This window comes from Natronobiforma cellulositropha (assembly GCF_025629245.1).
Lineage (GTDB): Archaea > Halobacteriota > Halobacteria > Halobacteriales > Natrialbaceae > Natronobiforma > Natronobiforma cellulositropha.
Window position 1 is genome coordinate 373,390 of the sequence record NZ_JANZXN010000015.1, and the last position, 20,199, is coordinate 393,588.

Here is a 20,199-nt window from a genome sequence, read left to right on the forward strand (position 1 = left end):
CGCGGGGCGCTTCTCAGGAGAACAGCCGGCCGAGCGCGCGCTCGGGCATCGCCTTCAGGAGCCAGGCGACCAGCCGCCAGCGCCGCGTGACGTAGACGTGGCGACGCTTGCGTCGAATCGCCCGTGTAATCTGTGCGGCGGCCGTCTCCGGCGTCGTCTCCCAGAACAGGTCCTCACCCATCGCCATCGCCGTGTCGACGAAGCCGGGTTCGACTGTCGTGATCGTCACGTCCGCCTCGCGCGACCGCCCCCGGTAGCGAAGTCCCTCGAGGTAGGTGCTGACGAACGCCTTCGAGGCGTTGTACGCCGGAGACGAACCGTTGCCGAAGGCGGCGGCGACCGACGAGATGCCGACGAGGTGGCCGCCGCCGCGCGCCTCGAAGTGTTCCATCGCCGCGGTCGCGAGCGCACAGAACCCTCGGACGTTGACGTCGACTGTCTCCCGCTCGGGTTCCCACTCGAGGTCGCGGTTCAGGTGGCCAACGCCGGCCGAGAGGACGACGAGCGAGACGTCGTCCATCGCGCCGACGAGTTCGTCGAACCCCTCGCGTGCGTCTGCGGTGTCGGTCACGTCCATCGTCGCGACGTACGCTTTCGTCGGCAGTGACTCGCCGACGGCGACGAGGCGCTCGGTTCGTCTCGCTGCCAGTCCGACCTCGTAGCCGTCGGCCGCCAGCGCTCGAGCCAGCGCCGCGCCGATTCCAGAGGACGCCCCCACGATGATCGCACCAGGTGCCATAGGTCGCGTTCTCGCTCACGACTCCTAACCGTTCTGTGTCGAGACCGGTCGAACGCGCGTCGCCGCCTACTCGTCCCACTGTGTCGAGATGTAGAGCAACGCCAGGAGACAGAGGGTGACGACGATCACCAGCGCGGCGGTCATGAGCTGCGGTTCGGTCATACTCGACTCTCGGTGGGAAGTCGCCAAAATGCTGTTGGTCGTCCGACTCGTGACCAGGTGTTCGCTGGTCGACGGCCCAACACCAGGGCTTTCCCACTGCCGCCCCTCTCGAGGCGTATGGTCGATGCGTTCACGCTGCTCGCCGTCGTGCTGGTCGCCGCCGGCGTCGTCGGCACGCTCGTCCCGCTCGTCCCCGGCGGCCTGCTCTCGCTGTCGGGCGTCTACCTCTACTGGTGGCACAGCGGCTTCACCGACCCCGGTCTGCTCGCACTCGCCGTCTTCACCGTCCTCGGGGTCTGTACGCTCCTCGCGGAACTGTTCGGTGGGGCCGTCTCCGCGAAAGCCGGCGGGGCCTCCTGGGAGACGACCGCCGTCGCCGCCGTCGTCGCCATCGCCCTCCTCTTCGTGGTTGGCCCACTCGGTCTCCTCCTCGGTCTCTTCGGCACCGTCTTCCTCCTCGAGTTCGCGAGCAACGGCGACCTCGAGTCGAGCGCGCGCTCGGCCACCTACGCGACGGTCGGGACGCTCGCCTCGACGGCCGTTCAGGTGCTGTTGACGGTGACCATCCTCCTCGGCTTCCTCCTCGTGGTGTTCGTCCTCTAGGTGTCTCCGGGGGCGCGATCGGTGGTATTTCCGAGTCGAACACACCGAACTGAACGTCGAAACTGTGGTTCCATCGGAACCACCTCGCCGTTGTGCTACATCGGACACAATACAACAGATCGTTGCCCTATGTAGACAAATATCTCTTATCTGGTGGTTGTTTTGGACATGTTGTTACATATTAGCTCGATTTGAGGACGAATACACAAGCTTTATCCGCATACCAGCACTCTGAACAATTGCAATGGCAAACGGTAAAGTTGATTTCTTCAACGACACAGGCGGCTACGGTTTCATTTCGACGGACGACGCGGACGATGACGTTTTCTTCCACATGGAAGACGTCGGCGGCCCGGACCTCGAAGAAGGCACCGAGATCGAATTCGACATCGAACAGGCCCCCAAGGGTCCCCGCGCGACGAACGTCGTCCGCAACTAAGTTCTGACTTCACTGTCGTTTCGGCGACCGTGAATACACAGTTTCTCACGCCCGCTACGCCCGCGTATGCCTCGCTCAGGACGCTCCGACACCGAGCGTGCGGTGTCTCGAGTGCGTCCATTTTCACCTAGGGTGGGGCAAGGTTCAACCGCTGGCCGCTCGAGCGAATACCTATGGAGTGTGCGGAAGCCGACTGCGAGCGCCCGGCCGCCGTCGAGTTGCACATCCCGTGGGCGGCGAACCGCCTGGTCTGCGCTCCGCACGGCCGAGTTCTCGGCCAGCGCGAGGGCGTCGTCGTCGAGGCGCTCCCGGACAGCGGGAAGTACTTACTCGAGGACGAACGCGACTAGTACCCTCCCATACGTCGACTGATGAGTGAAACCGGACGACCACCATCGGTTTCACTCATCCGTTCAGGCTTGCCAAAACGCGATAGTAACAACTGAAACGGTTTACACACTGATCGCCGATACGTCTGGCGATCAGGTGTGCACTGACTTGCAGTGGCTACTATAGTTCCTGCGGGCGCCTCGAGAGCCTCACAACCGTCAGTACACCACCAGCAAAATCGGTCGGGCCGGTCAGGGGTGGGCGTAGTACGCCACCGTCTCCGCCTCGTCGTGGCGGTCGATTCGCGCGAACCCGACGCGCTCGAACTGCACCACGGAATCCGCTTCGAGCGTCGCCACCCCCGGTTCGGCCCGTCCCTCGACGTCGCCCTCGGGCGTCCGTAAGCGGAGGGGGACGCTCTCGTCGGCGGGCACCCAGTGGATCACGTCGACACCCTCCTCGCGGACGGCGTCGATGTCGTCGCCGGTGTACTGGAGCGCGTCACGCGTGTAGCGGAAACAGCCGAGTCCCTTGAGCCAGATGCGCTCCTCTCGAGTCGGGAGGTCCTCCTCCTCGAGCAGGACGGCCTGGCCGACCGGGATCTCGCGGACGCCTCGTTCCTCGTCGTTTGGATGTAACGGCGGGTTCGCCTCGTCGGGTGGGCTCCCGGCGAGCGGGAGTTCGACGCCGTCGCGGACGAAAAAGCGCCGGTCGGTCTCCTCGTCGATCAGGTCGCGGTTGTTCGCGTAGACGGTGCTCATCGCGAGGTCGACGTCGCTCGTCGAGGTGCCGAGACCGACCATCGCCTCGGTGATCGCCTCGCCGCGGATGCCGCGGCGGCGGACGCTCGAGATAGTCGGCGCGCGGGGGTCGTCCCAGCCGTCGAGGTCCCCGGCGGCGATCAGTTCGCCGATTCTCGAGGTGCTCATCTTCACGTCGTAGGCGTCGACCTGGACGTGGCCCCAGTGGAGCACTTCGGGGTACTCCCAGCCGAAGTAGTCGTAGACGAAGCGCTGGCGTTTCGCCGAGTCCTGGAGGTCGATGCCACGGATGATGTGGGTGATCTCGAGGAGGTGGTCGTCGACGCCGGACTGGAAGTCGAGCATGGGCCAGCAACGGTAGTCGGCGGCCGTCTCGCGTGGGTGAGGCGTGTCGATCATGCGGAAGGCGACCCAGTCGCGGAGCGCAGGGTTCTTGTGTTCGATGTCGGTCTTCACCCGGAGGACCATCTCGCCGCTCTCGTACTCGCCGTCGACCATCGCCTCGAACTCCTCGCGGACGGTCTCGACGGGCTTGTCGCGGTGCGGACACGGCTCACCGGCGTTCTTGAGTTCGCTGAACTCCTCACCCGAACACGAGCAGGTGTAGGCTCCGCCGAGGTCGATCAACTCGCGGGCGTAATCGTAGTAGGTCTCGAGGCGGTCACTCGCTCTCAGCGTCTCGTCGGTCTCGAAACCGAGGTACGAGAGGTCCTCGAGAATCGCGTCGTAGGCGTCGAGGTCGGGCCGTTTCGTCTCGGGGTCGGTGTCGTCGAAGCGGACGCAGAACCAGCCGTCGTAGCGGTCTTTGTAGGTGCCGATGACCGCGGGCATCCGGGCGTGGCCGAGGTGCCAGGGACCGTTCGGGTTCGGCGCACACCGCATCCGCACCTGGTCGTACGCCTCGACGTTCGGCAGGTCCGAGAGCACATGGTCGTCGGTCTCCGCGTCGGCTTCCATCTCCGCGAGCGCGTCGGGGGCGAGTTCCTCGAGTCGCTCGCGGCGTTCCTCGGCGCTGCGGCCGTTCACGTCCGCGACGACACCGCCGACGACGCCGGGGACCTGGTCGGCGTGTTCGCGAAAGGCGGGGTTCTCGCCCATCAGCGGTCCCATCACCGCGCCGACGTTCGCCTCGCTCTCGTGTTTGACGGCGTTCAACAGCGCGTGCTTCTCGGCCTCGCGCTCGACCCGTGACCGTAACTCGTCGTCCATTGGTGGGAGGTTTTCCCTCCCGGGTCAAAACTACCGCGATGTGATCGACGGTCCCCGCTCGACGGCCGTCACTCCTCGTCTGGCTCAGCTATGCCGTCGCCGTCTTCGACCGGTTCGATGGGTGTCGACCCCAGTTGCTCGCCATCGCCGTCGACGCGCGAACCCAGGATGCTCCCGAAGACGGCCATCTCGTCGGCTTCGCCCTCGTTGTACGCCTCGAGTAGCCACGGCTCGAGCCCCCAGCCGTGGGCCTGTCCGTCGAACGGGTTGCGAATCTCGGCGATGAACAGCTCGAGGTCCGTCCCGTGTGCGACGATGATCGCGTTGAACACCTGGACGACGACACCGATCTCTTCGATCGACTCCTCCTCGGTCTCGGCGTTCGAGTAGTACTCGAGAATCAGGTGGTCGCCGTCGCGGGTGAGCGCCTCGACCTGGAGGTCGTTTCGCTCGAGCAGTGTGTAGAACTCGCCGGGGGTTCCTCGCCGCGGTTCGCTCGGCTCCTCGGGTTCGATCGCCTGTGGGGACGACCCGAGGACAGCGTCGAGACAGCCTGCAGTCGCCGTGAGTCCGGCGACGCCTGCGGCGGCGAGAACCGAGCGCCGCGTGCGCCACACCGGTGGGGGGCTCCGTGTCATACCCACTCTCGTGGGTCCGGGGGGAAAAACGCATGCACGATATCGAGCCGTGAGTCGCGAGTCGATACGCGTGTGTCCGGGAGACCCGCTCGCACGCGTGATCTGCCGAGGGAGATTCGGTGGCCGTCAGTAGCCGCGTTCGATCAGGTAATCTGCGAGTTCGAGCAGCAGGTCCCGTGCCTCGTTGTCGGGGACGACCTCGAGTCGCGCTTTGCCGCGGGCGACGAGGTCACGTGCCATCTCGTTGGCGTACTCGATCGAGCCACTCTCCTCGAGCGTGGCGACTGCGTCGTCGATCTCGGCTTCGGTGACGGTGTCGACGTCGGTCGTGTCGATCAGGTCGTCGACGTCGACGCCCTGCTCGCGTGCGTGGACGGTGATCAGCGTCTGTTTGTTCTCGACGAGGTCACTGCCGCGCTGTTTGCCGAGTTTCTCGCTGGGGACGGTCAGGTCGAGGACGTCGTCCTGGATCTGGAACGCCTTTCCAACGTCGAGACCGTAGCCGTAGAGCGCGTCGATCGTCTCCTCGTCCGCGCCGAGTAAGACGGCGGGGAGGCTGGCCGCGGCCGCGTACAGGACGGCCGTCTTCTGCTCGACCATCTCGAGGTACTCGTCGGTCGTCACATCGTCGCGTGCTTCGAAACTCACGTCGTGTGACTGGCCCTCACAGATCTTCGTACAGGTCGTCGCGAGGATCTCGAGCGCCTCGACGGCCCGTTCAGGTGGTGCACCGGTCTCGAGCATGATCTCGAACGCCTTCGAGTAGAGTGTGTCACCGGCGAGGATGGCCGTCTCGAGGTCGTAGGCCTCGTGGACAGCGGGGACGCCGCGACGGAGGTCGTCGTCGTCCATGATGTCGTCGTGGATGAGCGTGAACGACTGGATGACCTCGACGCTGACGGCACCGGCCATCACGTCGACGGTGGCCGTCGGCTCGCGCCCGAGGTCGGGAAACGTCCGGTAGTCCGTCGAGAGCGGGGCGACGTCGGCCAGTGCCTCCGCGGTGGTCAGCAAGACGGCCGGCCGGAGGCGCTTGCCGCCGGCGTCGAGGAGGTACCTGGAGGCCTCGTAGAGCCGTTCCGGGCGCTGGATCGGGAGCGCTTCGGGAATCGCCTCGTTGACTAGCTCGCGCCGCTGTCTGACGGCCTCGAGCACCGCTTCTTCGCGTGCCTCTGGAGTCGTCATGTCAGTCGACGAGCTGGATGAGGTTCCCGTTTCGCGTTACGTGGACGTCACGGCCCATCCGGTAGCCCTCGCTCTCACAGAGACCGACGTAGCCTGACAGTCCCTTGAGGTTCTGGTGGGCGGGGATGACGTGCTGTGGCTGGAGCGCGTCGAGCATCTCGTAGTGCCCCTCCTGGCAGAGGTGGCCGGAGACGTGAATGTCGGTGTAGATGCGCGCACCCTGCATACCGAGGAGTTTCTCGGCCTGGTAGCGCTGGCCCTCGTTGGTCGGCTCCGGGATGACGCGTGCGGAGAAGACGACCTTGTCGCCGTTGTCGAGTTCGTAGGGGGTCTCGCCGCGGGCCATGCGGGTGAGCATCGCCCGTGGCTCGCCCTGGTGGCCGGTGACGATCGGCAGGAAGTTCTCCTTCCCTTCGTTCATGATGCGCTTGAACGTGCGGTCGACCGACTTTCGGTGACCGAACATCCCGAGGTCGCTCGGGAAGTCGACGAAGTTGAGTCGCTCTGCAGTGCCGGAGTACTTCTCCATCGAACGCCCGAGCAACACCGGCTGACGGCCGATATCTTTCGCGAACTCGACGAGGCTGGTCACACGCGAGATGTGTGAGGAGAACGTCGTCGCGACGATGCCGCCGTCGTAGTCCTCCATGCTGTAGAGGGTGTCTCTGAGGTGTTCGCGCGCGACGTTCTCGGAGGGCGTCCGGCCGGGCTTGTTCGCGTTGGTACAGTCTTCGATGTAACAGAGGACGCCGTTGCCCTCGCGGCCGATCTCACGGAAGCGCTCCATGTCGATCGGGTCCTCGATGACCGGCGTGTGGTCCATGCGCTTGTCCAGTCCGTAGACGATGGCCCCCTCCGGCGTGTGGAGGACGGGGTTGATCGCGTCGATGATCGAGTGGGTGACGTTGACGAACTCGAGTTCGACCTTCCCGGAGTCACCGATCGACATCGTCTCGCCCGCGCTCATCTTCACCAGATCGTTGTCGACGCCGAACTTCTGCTCGCCTTCGATCTGCTGTTTGACGAGTTCGATCGTAAACGGCGTCGCGACGATCGGTGCGTTGTAGCGGTGTGCGAGTTTGCTGATCGCGCCGATGTGGTCCAGGTGGCCGTGGGTGGGGACGATCGCCTGGACGTCGCCCTCTAAGTCGCTCATGACCCGGTCGTCGGGAATCGCGCCCATGTCGATCAGGTCCAGACTGTGCATCCGTTCTGTCTCGACGTTGTCGTGGATCAGCACCTGCGAGAGGTTCAGACCCATGTCGAAGATCACGACGTCGTCGCCCGCGCGGACGGCAGTCATCTGCCGGCCGACTTCCTCGTAGCCGCCTACCGTTGCAATTTCAATTTCCATGGTTGTAGCACTGAAAGCCGCGTCGAAACGCTCGCTCTCATCGAAACGTACCGCGGACTCCTACTCGTTCGGCTCCTGTCGCTGCCGTCGGATCCCGCTATGCGCTCGAGGGCGATGCCCCAGGTTCGGTCTCGGGAACCCCGTGACCGACGAGCGCACTTGCCCGCGGGTTTCGCTAGGTCGACCTACACAGCGCTATCGTATAAACTCCGTGGGTTGGTCGCTCACACACCCCGCCCGCTCACTCGATCGTCGTTCCGGGCCGAGCGCCCTCGAGAAACGCTGCGAGGTCGTCGGGACCGAACACCGAGGCGGCCGCCTCGAGTTCGAGCAACGTCCGCACCTTCGCGGCCATCCCGCCGGTGACGTCGGTCGACTCGCTCTCGCCGAGCGCGCTCGCAACCTCGTCGTAGTGCTCGATGCGGGGGACGACCTCGCCTGCCGTATCCAGGACGCCCGGCACCGTCGAGCAGAGACCGACCCGGTCGGCCGCGAGCGAGCGAGCCAGCGTGGTGACGAGTTCGTCGCCGCTGAGGACGGTGACGCCCTCCCCGGCCTGGACGACCCCGTCGCCGTGGAGCACCGGCACGAACCCCTCGCCGAGCATCGTCTCGAGTTGGGCACTCGGAACGTCGGTCTCTCCGTCGGCGTCACGGGAAGCGGCCGAGAACGGGTGGACCGGCAGCGCCGGAACGTCGCGCTCCCGGAGCGCCGCGAGCACCGCGGCGTTGAGCCGCTTCATCGCCTCGTGGATCGCGAGTGCGGCCGCGGCGTCGTGCGTGCCTGCCGTCGTACTCACCCCGTGTGCGCTCGCGTGGTGGTGGCCGAAACTGCCGCCGCCGTGGACGAGGACGAGGTCGATCGCACCCGTCTCGAGGCTCGCAGCGACCGCGTCGGCGACGCGCTCGAGCGCCGCCTCGTCGACCGTCTCGGGGGTGTCCTTGTCGGTGATGACGCTGCCGCCGAGTTTGAGGACGACACGCTGTCGGTCGGTGCTCATTCGAGCCGTTTCACCCCCTCGTCGGCGAGCGCCGCGCGGAACGTCTCCTCACAGCCCGGCGTGTACTTGAGGGCGGTCTCGGTCGCCTCGGTCGGATCGAGCGCGACGATACAGCCGCCGCCACCCGCGCCCGTCAGTTTCGCGCCGTAGGCCCCCGCGTCGCGGGCCGCCCAGACCATGTCGTCGAGCGAGCGCGCGGAGACGCCGAGCGCCGAGAGCAACCCGTGGTTGAAGTTCATCAGCCGGCCGAGTTCCTCGAGGTCCCCGTCGGCGAGGGCGGACTCGCCTTCGCGGACCACGTCACCGATCGCTTCCACGGTGTCGGCGGCGAAGCCGTACTCCTCGCGCAACGCTCGGACGCCCGCGACGAGTTGCCCCGTCTCGCCCGCCCCGCCGTCGAAACCGATCACCAGCGGGAGATCCGGGGCCTCGAGCCGTCGACACGCCTCGCCCTCGACGCGCACGGCACCGCCTGCGGTCACACAGAAGGTGTCCGCCCGCGAGGCCTGTCCCTCCTGGACCTCGTACTCGGTCCGAAACGCCCGGTCGGCGAGTTCGGCCGTCTCGAGCGTGACGCCGAGTTCGCGCGTCGCCGCGTCGATGGCGGCGACGACGACCGCCGCCGACGAGCCGAGTCCGGCCCCGAGCGGAATGTCGCTCTCGATGGTGACGTCGAAGCCGACGTCGGGTTCGCCGGTCACCGCTCGTACCTGCTCGATCGCTCCGTCGACGTAGCCCATCGCCGCGGCGACCAACGACTCGGAGACGTTCACGTCGGGCCCGTCGTCGCGGCGGCCGTACTCGACGGTGAAGCCGTCCAACGTGAGGTCTTCGGCGTGGACTCGCAGCCGGCCATCGGAGCGCTGGTCGACGCGCACCCGGGCGCGTCGTTCGATGGCACACGGAACCGCAGGCTCGCCGTACACCACTGCGTGCTCCCCGAACAGATACACCTTCCCGGGAGCGCTCGAGCGTGTCATACCGGGGCGTTGGACCGACGAGCGTTAATAGCTGTGTGGTTCGCTTCCACTCCCCCGGCGCAGTAATCGCTGCTCGAGACTCGAGGTGTGTACCCGGTGGTTCGCGAGTTGTATTCGAGGGTGTTATCTCTGAGTGGTGGCGAGTGGCGGTATGAAACGACGAACCTTCCTCTGTGGGCTCGCTGGCGCGGCGGCCGGGGGCGTAGCAGGCTGTCTCGCGAGTACTGACGACGGCGAGAGCGACGCGACCGTTGGCTCGTGGTCCGGGGGGACGATCGAGTTCGCCCTCCCGCCGTTTCAGGACGCAGAAGACCTCCACGCACAGTACGCAGGCGTCTTCGAGTGGCTCGAGGACGGCTTCGACGGTGTCGACACCGTCGAGGGCGTCCCGACGACGGACTACAGCGGGGTGATCGAGAGCGTCGTCCACGGCCACACCGAGCTGGCGAACCTCGCACCGATGATCTACGCCCTCTCGGCCGACGACGGCATCCACCCGCTGGCGATCAACTGGTCACACGGCGCGGAATCGTACCACACCTACATCGCGACACGAGCCGACACCGGCATCGACTCGCTCGCGGATCTCGAAGGGACGCGGATCGCGATGGTCGACCCCCTGAGCGCGAGTGGCGGCATGTTTCCACGGTATACCATCTCTCAGGCCGGTCTCGACGCTGGCGACATCGAGACGGAGCCTGCCGACTTCGACATCGAGTGGGCGGGCGGCCACGACGCCGCCCTGGCCGCACTCGAGGAGGGCCACGTCGACGCGGCGGCCTACGGCGACTTCCAACACCCCGACACCGACGAGATTCAGAAGGTCGCACGGAGCGATCCGATTCCGTTCGACGCCGTCGTCGCCAAGCCCGACACGCCCGAGCCAGTCCGCGAAGCCCTGATCGAGCGGCTGGTCGAGACGCCGCCGGAGGCGCTCGAGGAACACCGTATCGACCGCTTCGGCGAGATCGAACCCGGGACCTACGACCCCGTCCGCGACATCGCCAGGGAGATGGGCGTCGAAGTCGCCGACCTCGAGGAGGACGAGACCGAAGACACGAACGGAAACGGAGATACCGACGGCGACGAGTAGTCGAAGGGACGACCGACATGCTCAGCGTCACCGCCCTCGAGAAGCGCTTCGGGGCCACACCCGTGCTCGAAGACGTCTCGTTCGACCTCTCTCCCGGCGAACTGGCCGTCCTCGTCGGACGCTCGGGTGCCGGGAAGACGACGCTCCTTCGCTGTCTCGACGGTCTCGAGCGGCCGGACGCCGGGACGATTCGCTTCGACGGCCGGCCACTCGAGACGACGGAGACCGCGTTAGTCTTCCAGGAGGGGGCGCTGATCGACGGAAAATCCGCACTCGAGAACGTCCTCGACGGGGCACTCGGCCGAGAGCCGGCCTGGCGCGAGGTACTGGGGTGGCACACGCCCGAGGAGAAGCGTCTGGCGATCGAACAGCTCCACGCCGTCGGGCTGGGTGGCTACGCGGACCGACGCGTCGGTGACCTCTCCGGCGGGCAGCGCCAGCGCGTCGGGATCGCGCGAGCGCTCCAGCAACAGCCCGCGGTGCTCCTGGCCGACGAACCGGTCGCCTCGCTCGATCCGGCGACCGCGGATTCGGTCCTGGCCCGACTGTCGGCAGCCGTCGACGACCACGACCTGGTCGGTCTCGTCAGCCTCCACCAGCCCGGCCTGGCGGCGACGGTCGCCGACCGGTACCTCGGCGTCGTCGACGGCCGTCTCGTCCTCGACGCACCCGCAGCCGCGGTCGACGCCGACCGGATCGCCGAGGTCTACGACGATGGGTGAGCGTACGCAGGGACTCGAGACCGACGAGCGGCCGAACTCGAGACCAGACACAGCTGTGGACATCCCATCGGAGCCGGCCGCGAACCGAGAACCGGACGCGAGTGGGGAGACAGTCGACGCCGAATTCGACAGCATCCAGCGCCAGTGGGCGGCCCGGCTCGCCGTTCGCACACTGCTGACGGTCGCGCTGCTCGCCGGCGTCCTCGCCACCGGCTGGTGGCTCGGCTTCGACCTCGCGTACCTCTACGCCCACCGCGGGAACCTCAGATCGGTCCTGTTCGAGGAGATGCTCGAGCCGACGGCTCTCTGGGCACAGCTCCAGGGCGACGCCCCGAGACTGTTTCCAGCGGCGCTCGAGACGCTCGCCATCGCGACCGTCGGGACGGCGATCGGGTTACCGCTGGCTTTCTGTTTCGGGATTCTCGCAGCCAGCAACGTCACCCCGCGACTCGTCCACACGCCGATGCGACTGTTCCTCGGTGGCGTTCGCGCCGTCCCGAGTATGGTGTACGCGCTCCTGTTCGTGATTCTGGCAGGATTGGGGCCCGTCGCTGGGACGCTCGCGATCGCGATGGGGACGGTCGGCGACCTCGGCCGACTGTTCGCCGACGAGATGGAAGAGGTCGATCCCACGCCGGTCGACGCCGTCCGCTCGAGCGGTGCGGGCATCGTCGCGACGACGGCCGCCGCCCGGCTGCCACAGGTGACGACCGCCTACGTCGCCTGGACGCTCTTTTACCTCGAGCTCAACGCCCGCAAGAGTTCGGTGCTCGGAATCGTCGGTGCAGGCGGCATCGGCTACCCGCTGATCATGGCCTTTCGCGCCAGAAACTACACGCGTGTGATGGCCGCGATCGTCGTCATCTTGGTCCTCGTCGTCGGCGTCGAGACGGTCGCGAACCGGGTGCGTGACCGCCTGGATACGGACCGGCGGGCCGCTCGAGTGTGATCGGCGGGCCCGTCTTCGGAGACACACGTGACTCCCTCGAGTGTAGGTAAACTCACTCCTCCGCGTCGAGGTCACTGACCGAGAGCCCGAACTCGTCGGCGATCTCCCGAACGATCTCGTAGTCCGCGGGATCGTATTCGCTGAAGCCGGTGACCATGTGCTCCTCGAGTGATTCCTCGGGCGTCTCGTACAGCCGTTCAGTGAGCGCAGCCCGGACCGATTCGGGTGTGTCGGGAGTCGCGACGGCCGCCGCCAGTGGGATCGGCTCGCTCTCGGCGACTGTGACGATCTCGTCGCCGTCGGGGTGTTGGAAGTCGCCGTAGGCCGCCGCGTCGACGTGGCCCTCCTCGAGCGCCGCCAGTGCGGCGCCGTGGCCGCTCAGCGTCCACTCGATCTCGAGGTCCGTCGGCTCGCCGTCGACCCCGCCAGTGTCGAATCCCGCCTCCTCCAGCATGTACAGCGGGAAGAGCCCGCCGCTCGTGCTCAGGGGGTCGACCATCGCGATCCGCGTCCCCTCGAGATCCGCGAGCGAGTCGATGCCGGTGTCGGCTCGCGTCGCGATGTAGGCGTGATACGAGGACTTACCGTGGAGTTCGTTCACCGCGAGTGGGTGGATGCCCTCGTCGGCGGCCATGACGTAGATCAGCGGCGAGAGGTTCGCCAGCTCGGTGTGGCCGTTGGCGACACTCTCGATCACACTACTGTAATCCGTCGTCGGCACGCCCGTCACCTCGACGCCCTCGAACCCGTCCTCGAGCCACGCGAACAGTCCCGCGTACTCACGCTCGAGTTCCTCTGCGTCCTGAAACGGCGGGAGACCGAACTCGAGGTCGCCCCCCGACCACTCGGCGACGGTGACGTCTTCAGATCCCACCACTGCGTCGTCGCCAGTATCATCTGCGAGACAGCCCGCCCCTACCATCACTGCGCCGGCGACCGCAGCGACGTACGTCCGTCTGTTCATGCGAGCTGTATAATTCGGTTGTATTAGTATCTTGTAGAATCGTCGCCGGCTGCTCGGATGAGACGAGAGACACAGACCGGCCGAGTCCGGACCGTGTGATCACGAGCGGGGCGTCCGCCGACCGGTGCCGAGACCTCGAGCGGAACCGTGACCGAGTACGGCGACGATCAAGGCGTCTCTCCCGGTGTAGCCGGACTTATACCGGTGTCTTTCCAACCTCGGTCCATGTCACTCGTCTTGCCGAGCGAACTCGTCGTCGACGACTTTCTGCCGACGTTTCGGGCGATGCTCGCCACACGGCTCTCGGACCGGGGGATGACCCAACAGGAGATCGCCGCCAACCTCGGCGTCACACAGGCGGCGATCAGCAAGTACGTGGGCGGGGGCGCAGGCGGTGACGACCGGTTCCGTGACGACCCGGACACCGCCGCCACCGCCGACCGCATCGCCGACGGTCTCGCCGAGGGTGACCTCGAGCCCTACGACGCGCTCGCCGAGACACTCGCGCTCGTCCACCGACTCACAGACCGCGGGCCGATCTGTGCGCTCCACGAGGAGGCGATGCCCGCACTCGCCGGACTCGGCTGTGACCTCTGCGTGCGCGGACTCGACCCGGACGCCCAGCGCGAACGCGAGACGCTCGCGACCGTCCGGAAGGCTGCACGGACGCTGGCGACGATTCCCGGTGTTGCCGCGTACATTCCGAACGTCGGCACGAACGTCGGCATGGCCCTCCCCGAGGCGAGCGACCCGACCGACGTGGCGGCGATTCCCGGCCGGATCTACGAACTCAACGGCCGTGTCGAAATCCCCGCGGGTCCCGAGTTCGGGGCCTCGAGACACGTCTCGACGGCGATCCTCGCCGCGAGTGCCGTCGACGGGACCGTCCTCGGCGCGGTCAACGTCGCGACCGACGACGCGCTGCTCGCGGCCGCTCGAGCGCTGGGTATCGAACCGCTCGAGTTCGACCCCGACTACGCAGACCGGGGTGCACACCTCCGTGAGCGCTTCGACGCGGTTGGCGGCGTCCCGCGAGTGGTCTACCACCGCGGCGCGTTCGGCATCGAGCCCGCGACCTACGTCTTCGGGGAGAGCGCGCTCGAGGCGGTCTCACGGGTTGGAGAGCTGGTCGAGTTCGCTTCCAGGGACGACCGCTGAGCGGGGTGCTCTACCCGGCCGCCGGGTCGCGGTAGACAGTATTGAATATAAATATGTTTCGGTGACTTGCCGACCGGCGCAGTCGGTGGTCCCCTATATTGTCCAGCCGTGTGATGCTCGAGTCGATGCGATCACGAGAGACGGAACGACGTGGCGGTCGAGGGCGGCGGGCAGTCCTCCGGTCTGCCGGTAGTGCACTGGCGACAGGGATCGCGGCCTCGGTTTCGGGGTGTCTCGCGTCGATGCCCACCCTCGGCCAGCAGGTCCGGTACGAACCGGTCGACGTCCCCGAACCCGACGAACCGCGCTACCGCGAGTGGATCCCCGCCCCCTCCGCGATCGAGACCGACGGGGCCGACTGGGGCGGACTCTTCCACACCGCTCCCGGTGAAGTCGGAGACGGGACCGTCGGGACGCGACTCTCCCCGCTCGAGGCGTTCGCGAACGCGCAGGTCGATCACGTCGGTATCGGCTACGACGGATACGAGCACGTCGTCAGCGTCGGGCCGGCCGTCGTCGGTCTCGGCTCGTTCGACGCCGAACCCGTCCGCGAGGCAGTCCTCGACCGGGGCTTCGAGCGCGTCGACTCCTACGAGGGGTACGACCGTTTCGAGCGGACCGACCCCGCGAGCGCCGTGGCCGTCCGCGACGGAACGGTCGTCTGCCGTCGCCGCGGCCGACTCGGGGAGCGACCCGAGATGGACACCATCGAAGCGGTGATCGACGCCGGTGACGGTCGGCTCGAGCGTCGCCACGAGGTCGACGAGGGCTTCGACGCGCTCACTCGAGCGGTCGGTGCGTACCCGACGGTCCAGTTGTTCGACTCGGGTGGCTTTCTCACCGACCAGCTCGAGGACGAACTCGGCGTCGAGCGGGCCGTACACGCCTACGCGTTCGACGACGACGGCGTGTACTTCCAGTCGACTTACCTCGTCGACGACGGGCTCGGAGTTTCGCCCCACCACGTCGAGGACGCCCTCGCCCACGACAGCCGCGCCATCGACGCCTATGCGGTCGAGGTGTCGATCGACGAGCCGTTCGTTCGGGTCGACATGCAAGAGTCCCACGAACAGTTTCGCAACCGCGTCGGTGATGCAGAGTCGACGGTCTATCCACGGGTCACGTGGACCGTCGAGCACAACGGCGACCGACTCGAGGTGACCCACGGCGGCGGCGACTCCGTCGACGCGGAACGCCTGACGCTCTACTATGATTCCCGCTCCCGGAGTGACCCAGGTATCGATCACCAGTTCGGAGACGAGTTCGAGACCGTCTCCGTCGGCGACTCGGTCGTCGTCGACGTCTCCGAGGCACCACCCGACGACTCCGTAGCGCTGCTCTACAGTCCGCCGGATACGAACAACGCCGCTGTCGTGATTCGAGTACCACTGGAGCGTACATGATCGATCCGACCGTCCGACTGCCACGACCCCCCACCGACGGTCCCCTCGTTCCAGCGACGAGGGGACCGCGATACCCCCGAAACGCGAGCCGCCGACAGGCCGAAGCCATTACGTGTCACATGTCCGATCAACCGAACGTGAACGAGGAGCCGACGCTCGAGACCGTCCTCTCGGTGCTCGAAGACGAGTACGCGCGTGCGATCCTCGAGGCGACCCGAACCGATCCCCTGTCGGCGAACGAACTGTCCGACCGGAGCGACGCCTCACTGTCGACCGTCTGCCGCCGCCTCGAGCGACTCGAAGCGGTGAGCCTCGTTCGCGAGCGAACCCGGCCACGAGCGGACGGCCACCACGACACCGTCTACGTGGCCACCCTCGAGGAGTTCCGGCTCCGGCTCGAGCCCGACGGGTTCACGTTCGACTTGCGACGCGACGAGGAAGACGTCGCCGACCGACTCAGGCGGCTGTGGGGTGACCTCTGAATGCTCGAGTGGCTCGAGACCGTTCGCCCGATCGAACTCGCCGTCGGTGCACTCGCCACGGGGGCGACGCTGATCGGTCTCTACATCGGTTATCAGGCCTTTCGTGCCTGGGGCCGTCACCGCGACCCTTCGATGCGGTATCTCGCCGTCGGACTCTTCTTGCTGACGGCCGTCACGTATTCGACGGCCCTCCTCGGAACGGTTCTCGTCCACCTGCGCCTACTCTCGCTGCCACAGCAGGACTGGTTCTGGCTCGCGGTGCACGCCTCGCAGTTCGCCGGTCTCGTGTTGATCGCCTACGCGCTACACAGACGGTGACGGTCACACGACACCCGCGGCTCTATTACCGTGCGTCACAGGCTGGAAATCGCGAAAAATCGTCCGTCTCAGAGCATGCTCTCGAAGTCCTCGAGCGAGTAGGACGGCTCTGCGCCGCGGCGGTCGAGGACTTCGTTGGCGAGCAACCAGTAGACGACCGACAGCGCCTTGCGCCCCTTGTTGTTCGTCGGGACGACGAGGTCGACGTTGCTGGTCTGGTTGTTCGAGTCACACATCGCGATGACGGGGATACCGACGGTGATCGCCTCTTTGACCGCCTGGGCGTCACCGATCGGGTCGGTCACCACGACGACGTCGGGCTCGATGTAGCCCTTGTACTTCGGGTTCGTCAGCGTACCGGGGATGAACCGGCCGGTGCGCGCGCGGGCACCGACGGCCTCGGCGAACTTCTCCGCCGGGAACCGCCCGTACTGGCGCGAGGAGGTGACGAGGATCTGCTCGGGGGCGTAGTTCGCGAGGAAGTCCGCGGCCGTACGGATGCGGCCGTCGGTCTTCGAGACGTCGAGCACGTAGAGACCGTCGGTTCGGACGCGGTGGATGAACCGCTCCATGTCCTTGGTCTTCTGCTGGGTCCCGATGTGAACACCAGCCCCGAGGTAGTCCTCGACGGGGATGAGGAGGTCTGCCTCCTCGTCGCTCATGACGTCGTCGTCGAGCGTCGGCCCCTCGTCTTCGGGTTCCTCGTCGGTCGTTTCGGCCTCGACGTCGTCCGTCTCGGCGTCCTGTTCGTCTACTGGCTCGATGGTCTCCTCCTCGGCGGAGCCGGCGGCGGGTCCAGCCCCCTCGGCTGGCTCCTCGTCGATCTCCGCCTCGGCGGCCTCGAGCCCTTCCTGTGGTGCGTCGTTGTCGGTCATGTCGCGTCGTCTGCGATTCTGATGAGTTCGTTGAGTTTCGCGGTTCGCTCGCCGCCGACGGCACCCGTCTTGATGAACGGTGCGTCGGTCGCGACGGCGAGGTGTGCAATCGTCGCGTCCTCGGTCTCGCCCGAACGGTGGGAGATAACCGAGTCGTAGCCGTGGTCTCGAGCGAGTTCGATCGCGTCGAAGGCGTCGGTGAGCGTCCCGATCTGGTTCGGTTTGATCAGGATACTGTTTGCCGCACCGATCTCGATTCCCTCGGCGAGTCGCTCGGTGTTGGTGACGAAGAGGTCGTCCCCGCAGACGAGCGTCCGGTCACCGACGCGCTCGGTGAGCGTGGCGAACGCCTCGTAGTCGTTCTCGTCGAGGGGGTCCTCGACGTAGACGAGGTCGTACTCCTCGACGAGGTCGGCGATGTAGTCGATCTGCTCGTCGGTGTCTCGCGTCGTGTCGCTGTACTCGTAGACACCGGCGTCGGCGTCGTACATCTCGGCAGCGGCGACGTCGAGTCCGAAACGGATCTCGAAGCCGACCTCGTCTTCGACCGTCGAGACGGCCGTCTCGACGAGTTCGAACGCGTCGGCGTCGTCGATCGACGGTGCCCACGCGCCTTCGTCGCCCTTCCCGCAGGCCTCGCCGCGCTCGGCGAGCAGCGAGGAGACCTCCGCGTGGACGGCGGCGTTGGCGAACACCGCGTCGGCGACGCTCGGCGCGCCAACGGGTGCCGAGAGGAACTCCTGGATGTCGGTCGCGTCGGCGGCGTGTTCGCCACCGCCGACGACGTTGCCGAACGGGATGGGGAAGTTCTCGCCGCGGAAGGTGCCACCCAGGTGCTGATAGAGCGGTGCACCGAGGACGTCGGCGCCGGCTTTCGCTGCGGCCATCGAGATGGCGACCGCACTGTTCGCGCCGATGCGCGAGAAGTCGTCGGTGCCGTCGGCGGCGCGAAGTATGGTGTCGACCTCGCGCTGGTTGCCGGCGTAGGTCTCGCCGACGAGGCGCGGCACGGCGTGTTCGCGAGCCGCTGCGATGGCCTCACCGGCCGGCCGTTCGATCGCCTCGTATTCGCCGGTGCTGGCACCCGAGGGCGCTGCAGCGCGGCCGAACCCGCCGCTCTCGGTGAGCACGTCGGCTTCGACGGTCGAGTTCCCACGCGAATCCAGAATCTCTCTGAGTCGAACGTCTGTGATGAGCGTCATTAGTTGTTCCCTCGGTGGACGGTGAACGGGAGCACACCCGCGTCGTACTCTTCGGCGGCGATCAGAATCGGTTCTGAGAGGTCGGTGTCGGTCAACACCGGCGCGCCGTAGGACACCTGCAGCGCTCGAGCGCCGAGGATGCGAGCCTTCTCGTAGCGGTTGTATCGTTGTCCTTGCATTATTGGTACGGTGAGACGACGTCGACGAGGTCGGTGTGACTGACGAGCATCCGCCGACAGCAGTAGCGCTCGACACCGAGTTCGTCGAGTACCTCCTGTGGGTCCTCTTCACCCTCTTTCGCACGCGTGTCGAACTCCTCCCAGTGCTCGCCGACGACGTTACCGCACGTGAAACACCGGACCGGTACCATCATATCCTGGTCACCTCAGCGGTAGGATTTCTGGTAGCGGGCCCGTGCGCCTGGGCCGCCCCACTTCTTGGGTTCGGACTGGCGAACGTCGTTGACCAGCAGCGAGCGGTCGAACTCCATGAACGCATCACGGAGTTCGGCGTCGTTCTGGTACTGGACGATGCCGCGTGCGATAGCGGTACGGACGGCGTCTGCCTGCCCGCTGATCCCGCCACCGTCGACGCGGACGTCGACGTCGATCCCGTCGCGAAGCTCGTCGCCCGCGATGCGGAACGGCTCGAGCATCTTCAGACGCGACATCTCGGGTTCGACCAGCTCGACCGGCTGGGAGTTGATCCGTACCCGACCCTCGCCCTCACGTACGGTTGCGCGGGCGACGGCCGTCTTCTTCTTGCCACTCGTGTTCGTTACCATGTGACGTTTGCTCCGAGTTGTTCTGCGATTTCGTGTAAGTGCACGAATCGGATGTTCGAGAGGCGATCCAGCGACGTGTCCGCGAGGACCTCGCCGTCTTCCTCGTACGGGTTGCCGACGTAGACGCGAACGTTCGAGAGCGCCTCTCGTCCGCGCGGCTTCTTGTACGGAATCATGCCGCGAACGGCCCGCTTGAAGATCATGTCCGGCCGTTTCGGGTAGTACGGCCCGCTGTCGGAGCCGAGGTGAAGCCGGGTGCGGTAGGTCTCGAAGACGTCCTCTTTGTCGCCGGTGATGACGGCGTCTTCGGCGTTAACGATCGCGATGCGCTCGCCCTCGAGCGCGCGCTTTGCGACCTGGCTCGCGACGCGACCGAGAATGCAGTCGCGCGCGTCGACGATCACGTCGGCGTCGAACTCCGCGGCGCTCGCACTCATGCGATCACCCGTACGCCGCTGCCGTCTGGGTTCTCTTCGAGCAACTGCTCGAGCGGTACTGACTGGCCGACCTGATCGATCTTGGTCGCGGCCGACGACGAGAAGTCGACGGCGGCGACGGTGACGTTCTTCTGGAGTGCGCCGGATCCCAGCACCTTGCCGGGAACGACGACGGTCTCTTCTTCACGTGCGTATCGCTCGATCCGCCCCAGGTTCACCTCCGCGTGGCTCGCTCGGGGCTTCTCGAGACGGTCGGCGATATCTCGCCAGACGTCGGCGTCGGCCTCGCGAGAGGTCGACTTCAACTCGGCGATGAGATCGGTGAGTCTCGGATTCGTTTTACTACTCATTGATGTCCTCCGTAGTGGTTGCGTGGAACCGACGCGGTCGAGAGCGTCCCGACTCGGCGTCC

The 20,199-nt window shown here is 66.4% G+C and carries 25 protein-coding genes; 10 read left to right on the plus strand and 15 right to left on the minus strand.

All coding sequences use genetic code 11. The features are described from left to right. Positions 1–13 precede the first annotated feature (13 nt). A complete protein-coding gene (locus tag N0B15_RS07595; protein ID WP_263019049.1) occupies positions 14–739 on the minus strand; it encodes an SDR family NAD(P)-dependent oxidoreductase in 726 nt (241 codons plus the stop codon). A 279-nt stretch (positions 740–1,018) separates the two neighbouring features. Here N0B15_RS07595 and N0B15_RS07600 point away from each other — a divergent pair, with 279 nt between their 5' ends. The 3 genes from N0B15_RS07600 to N0B15_RS07610 all read left to right on the plus strand — a co-directional run bounded on the left by N0B15_RS07600 (position 1,019) and on the right by N0B15_RS07610 (position 2,293). Further along, positions 1,019–1,504, plus strand: coding sequence for a DUF456 domain-containing protein (locus tag N0B15_RS07600; protein ID WP_263019050.1), 486 nt, complete (start codon positions 1,019–1,021; stop codon positions 1,502–1,504). Between the two features lie 244 nt (positions 1,505–1,748). Then, positions 1,749–1,943 (plus strand): cold-shock protein, encoded by a 195-nt coding sequence (locus N0B15_RS07605; RefSeq protein ID WP_263019051.1) that lies wholly within the window; start codon positions 1,749–1,751, stop codon positions 1,941–1,943. Positions 1,944–2,116: 173 nt separating this feature from the next. Next, positions 2,117–2,293 carry a DUF8014 family protein gene (locus N0B15_RS07610; protein WP_263019053.1) on the plus strand — a complete coding sequence of 59 codons (177 nt, stop codon included), beginning with the start codon at positions 2,117–2,119 and terminating at the stop codon, positions 2,291–2,293. Between the two features lie 231 nt (positions 2,294–2,524). Here N0B15_RS07610 and N0B15_RS07615 read toward each other — a convergent pair whose 3' ends face one another. The 6 genes from N0B15_RS07615 to mvk all read right to left on the minus strand — a co-directional run bounded on the left by N0B15_RS07615 (position 2,525) and on the right by mvk (position 9,400). Then, a complete protein-coding gene (locus N0B15_RS07615; protein WP_263019054.1) occupies positions 2,525–4,243 on the minus strand; it encodes a glutamate--tRNA ligase in 1,719 nt (572 codons plus the stop codon). A 68-nt stretch (positions 4,244–4,311) separates the two neighbouring features. After that, positions 4,312–4,881: a DUF8159 domain-containing protein gene (locus tag N0B15_RS07620; RefSeq protein WP_263019056.1), complete on the minus strand. Its 570-nt coding sequence runs from the start codon at positions 4,879–4,881 to the stop codon at positions 4,312–4,314. A 126-nt stretch (positions 4,882–5,007) separates the two neighbouring features. Next, a complete protein-coding gene (idsA3, locus tag N0B15_RS07625; protein ID WP_263019058.1) occupies positions 5,008–6,066 on the minus strand; it encodes a geranylfarnesyl diphosphate synthase in 1,059 nt (352 codons plus the stop codon). Between the two features lies 1 nt (position 6,067). After that, positions 6,068–7,420: a ribonuclease J gene (locus tag N0B15_RS07630; RefSeq protein WP_263019060.1), complete on the minus strand. Its 1,353-nt coding sequence runs from the start codon at positions 7,418–7,420 to the stop codon at positions 6,068–6,070. Positions 7,421–7,661: 241 nt separating this feature from the next. Then, on the minus strand, positions 7,662–8,420 hold the full coding sequence (locus N0B15_RS07635) for an isopentenyl phosphate kinase (RefSeq protein ID WP_263019061.1): 759 nt from the start codon (positions 8,418–8,420) through the stop codon (positions 7,662–7,664). After that, a complete protein-coding gene (gene mvk / locus N0B15_RS07640) occupies positions 8,417–9,400 on the minus strand; it encodes a mevalonate kinase (protein WP_263019062.1) in 984 nt (327 codons plus the stop codon). The genes N0B15_RS07635 and mvk overlap by 4 nt, the downstream gene beginning before the upstream one ends. A 151-nt stretch (positions 9,401–9,551) precedes the next feature. Here mvk and N0B15_RS07645 point away from each other — a divergent pair, with 151 nt between their 5' ends. From N0B15_RS07645 to phnE, 3 genes are read left to right on the plus strand one after another with little or no spacing between them, the layout of a single operon-like run. Then, positions 9,552–10,493, plus strand: a complete 942-nt coding sequence (locus N0B15_RS07645) for a phosphate/phosphite/phosphonate ABC transporter substrate-binding protein (RefSeq protein WP_263019063.1) — start codon at positions 9,552–9,554, stop codon at positions 10,491–10,493. 17 nt (positions 10,494–10,510) lie between these two features. Then, the gene (locus N0B15_RS07650) at positions 10,511–11,215 is read left to right on the plus strand and encodes a phosphonate ABC transporter ATP-binding protein (RefSeq protein WP_263019064.1); all 705 of its coding nucleotides are present in this window, start codon (positions 10,511–10,513) and stop codon (positions 11,213–11,215) included. Further along, a complete protein-coding gene (gene phnE, locus N0B15_RS07655) occupies positions 11,208–12,164 on the plus strand; it encodes a phosphonate ABC transporter, permease protein PhnE (RefSeq protein WP_263019065.1) in 957 nt (318 codons plus the stop codon). Before N0B15_RS07650 ends, phnE begins: the two co-directional genes overlap by 8 nt. A 52-nt stretch (positions 12,165–12,216) precedes the next feature. Here the strand turns inward: phnE and N0B15_RS07660 are convergent, their stop codons facing one another. Further along, entirely contained in the window at positions 12,217–13,128 is a 912-nt protein-coding gene (locus N0B15_RS07660) for a phosphate/phosphite/phosphonate ABC transporter substrate-binding protein (RefSeq protein WP_263019066.1), read from the minus strand. Positions 13,129–13,353: 225 nt separating this feature from the next. On the opposite strand from N0B15_RS07660, the gene N0B15_RS07665 reads away from it, so the two are divergent. From N0B15_RS07665 to N0B15_RS07680, 4 genes are all read left to right on the plus strand, one after another. After that, entirely contained in the window at positions 13,354–14,286 is a 933-nt protein-coding gene (locus tag N0B15_RS07665) for a thiamine-phosphate synthase family protein (RefSeq protein WP_263019068.1), read from the plus strand. A 242-nt stretch (positions 14,287–14,528) separates the two neighbouring features. Continuing rightward, positions 14,529–15,689, plus strand: coding sequence for a hypothetical protein (locus N0B15_RS07670; RefSeq protein ID WP_263019070.1), 1,161 nt, complete (start codon positions 14,529–14,531; stop codon positions 15,687–15,689). Between the two features lie 119 nt (positions 15,690–15,808). Further along, the gene (locus N0B15_RS07675) at positions 15,809–16,171 is read left to right on the plus strand and encodes an ArsR/SmtB family transcription factor (protein WP_425494215.1); all 363 of its coding nucleotides are present in this window, start codon (positions 15,809–15,811) and stop codon (positions 16,169–16,171) included. Beyond that, positions 16,172–16,489: a DUF7521 family protein gene (locus tag N0B15_RS07680; protein WP_263019072.1), complete on the plus strand. Its 318-nt coding sequence runs from the start codon at positions 16,172–16,174 to the stop codon at positions 16,487–16,489. Between the two features lie 68 nt (positions 16,490–16,557). Here the strand turns inward: N0B15_RS07680 and rpsB are convergent, their stop codons facing one another. Genes rpsB through N0B15_RS07715 form a run of 7 tightly spaced genes read right to left on the minus strand, consistent with a single transcriptional unit; the run spans position 16,558 to position 20,137 of the window. Beyond that, a complete protein-coding gene (gene rpsB, locus N0B15_RS07685) occupies positions 16,558–17,364 on the minus strand; it encodes a 30S ribosomal protein S2 (RefSeq protein ID WP_263019074.1) in 807 nt (268 codons plus the stop codon). After that, positions 17,361–18,566 (minus strand): phosphopyruvate hydratase, encoded by a 1,206-nt coding sequence (eno, locus tag N0B15_RS07690; protein ID WP_263019075.1) that lies wholly within the window; start codon positions 18,564–18,566, stop codon positions 17,361–17,363. The genes rpsB and eno overlap by 4 nt, the downstream gene beginning before the upstream one ends. Further along, positions 18,566–18,745 carry a DNA-directed RNA polymerase subunit K gene (locus tag N0B15_RS07695; RefSeq protein WP_263019076.1) on the minus strand — a complete coding sequence of 60 codons (180 nt, stop codon included), beginning with the start codon at positions 18,743–18,745 and terminating at the stop codon, positions 18,566–18,568. Before N0B15_RS07695 ends, eno begins: the two co-directional genes overlap by 1 nt. Further along, the gene (locus N0B15_RS07700; protein WP_263019078.1) at positions 18,745–18,939 is read right to left on the minus strand and encodes a DNA-directed RNA polymerase subunit N; all 195 of its coding nucleotides are present in this window, start codon (positions 18,937–18,939) and stop codon (positions 18,745–18,747) included. The genes N0B15_RS07695 and N0B15_RS07700 overlap by 1 nt, the downstream gene beginning before the upstream one ends. Positions 18,940–18,951: 12 nt before the next feature. Continuing rightward, positions 18,952–19,350 carry a 30S ribosomal protein S9 gene (locus N0B15_RS07705; RefSeq protein ID WP_263019080.1) on the minus strand — a complete coding sequence of 133 codons (399 nt, stop codon included), beginning with the start codon at positions 19,348–19,350 and terminating at the stop codon, positions 18,952–18,954. Further along, complete coding sequence (locus N0B15_RS07710) at positions 19,344–19,787, minus strand: 50S ribosomal protein L13 (RefSeq protein ID WP_263019081.1); 444 nt, start codon at positions 19,785–19,787, stop codon at positions 19,344–19,346. Before N0B15_RS07710 ends, N0B15_RS07705 begins: the two co-directional genes overlap by 7 nt. After that, positions 19,784–20,137: a 50S ribosomal protein L18e gene (locus N0B15_RS07715; protein WP_263019083.1), complete on the minus strand. Its 354-nt coding sequence runs from the start codon at positions 20,135–20,137 to the stop codon at positions 19,784–19,786. The genes N0B15_RS07710 and N0B15_RS07715 overlap by 4 nt, the downstream gene beginning before the upstream one ends. Between the last annotated feature and the right edge of the window lie 62 nt (positions 20,138–20,199).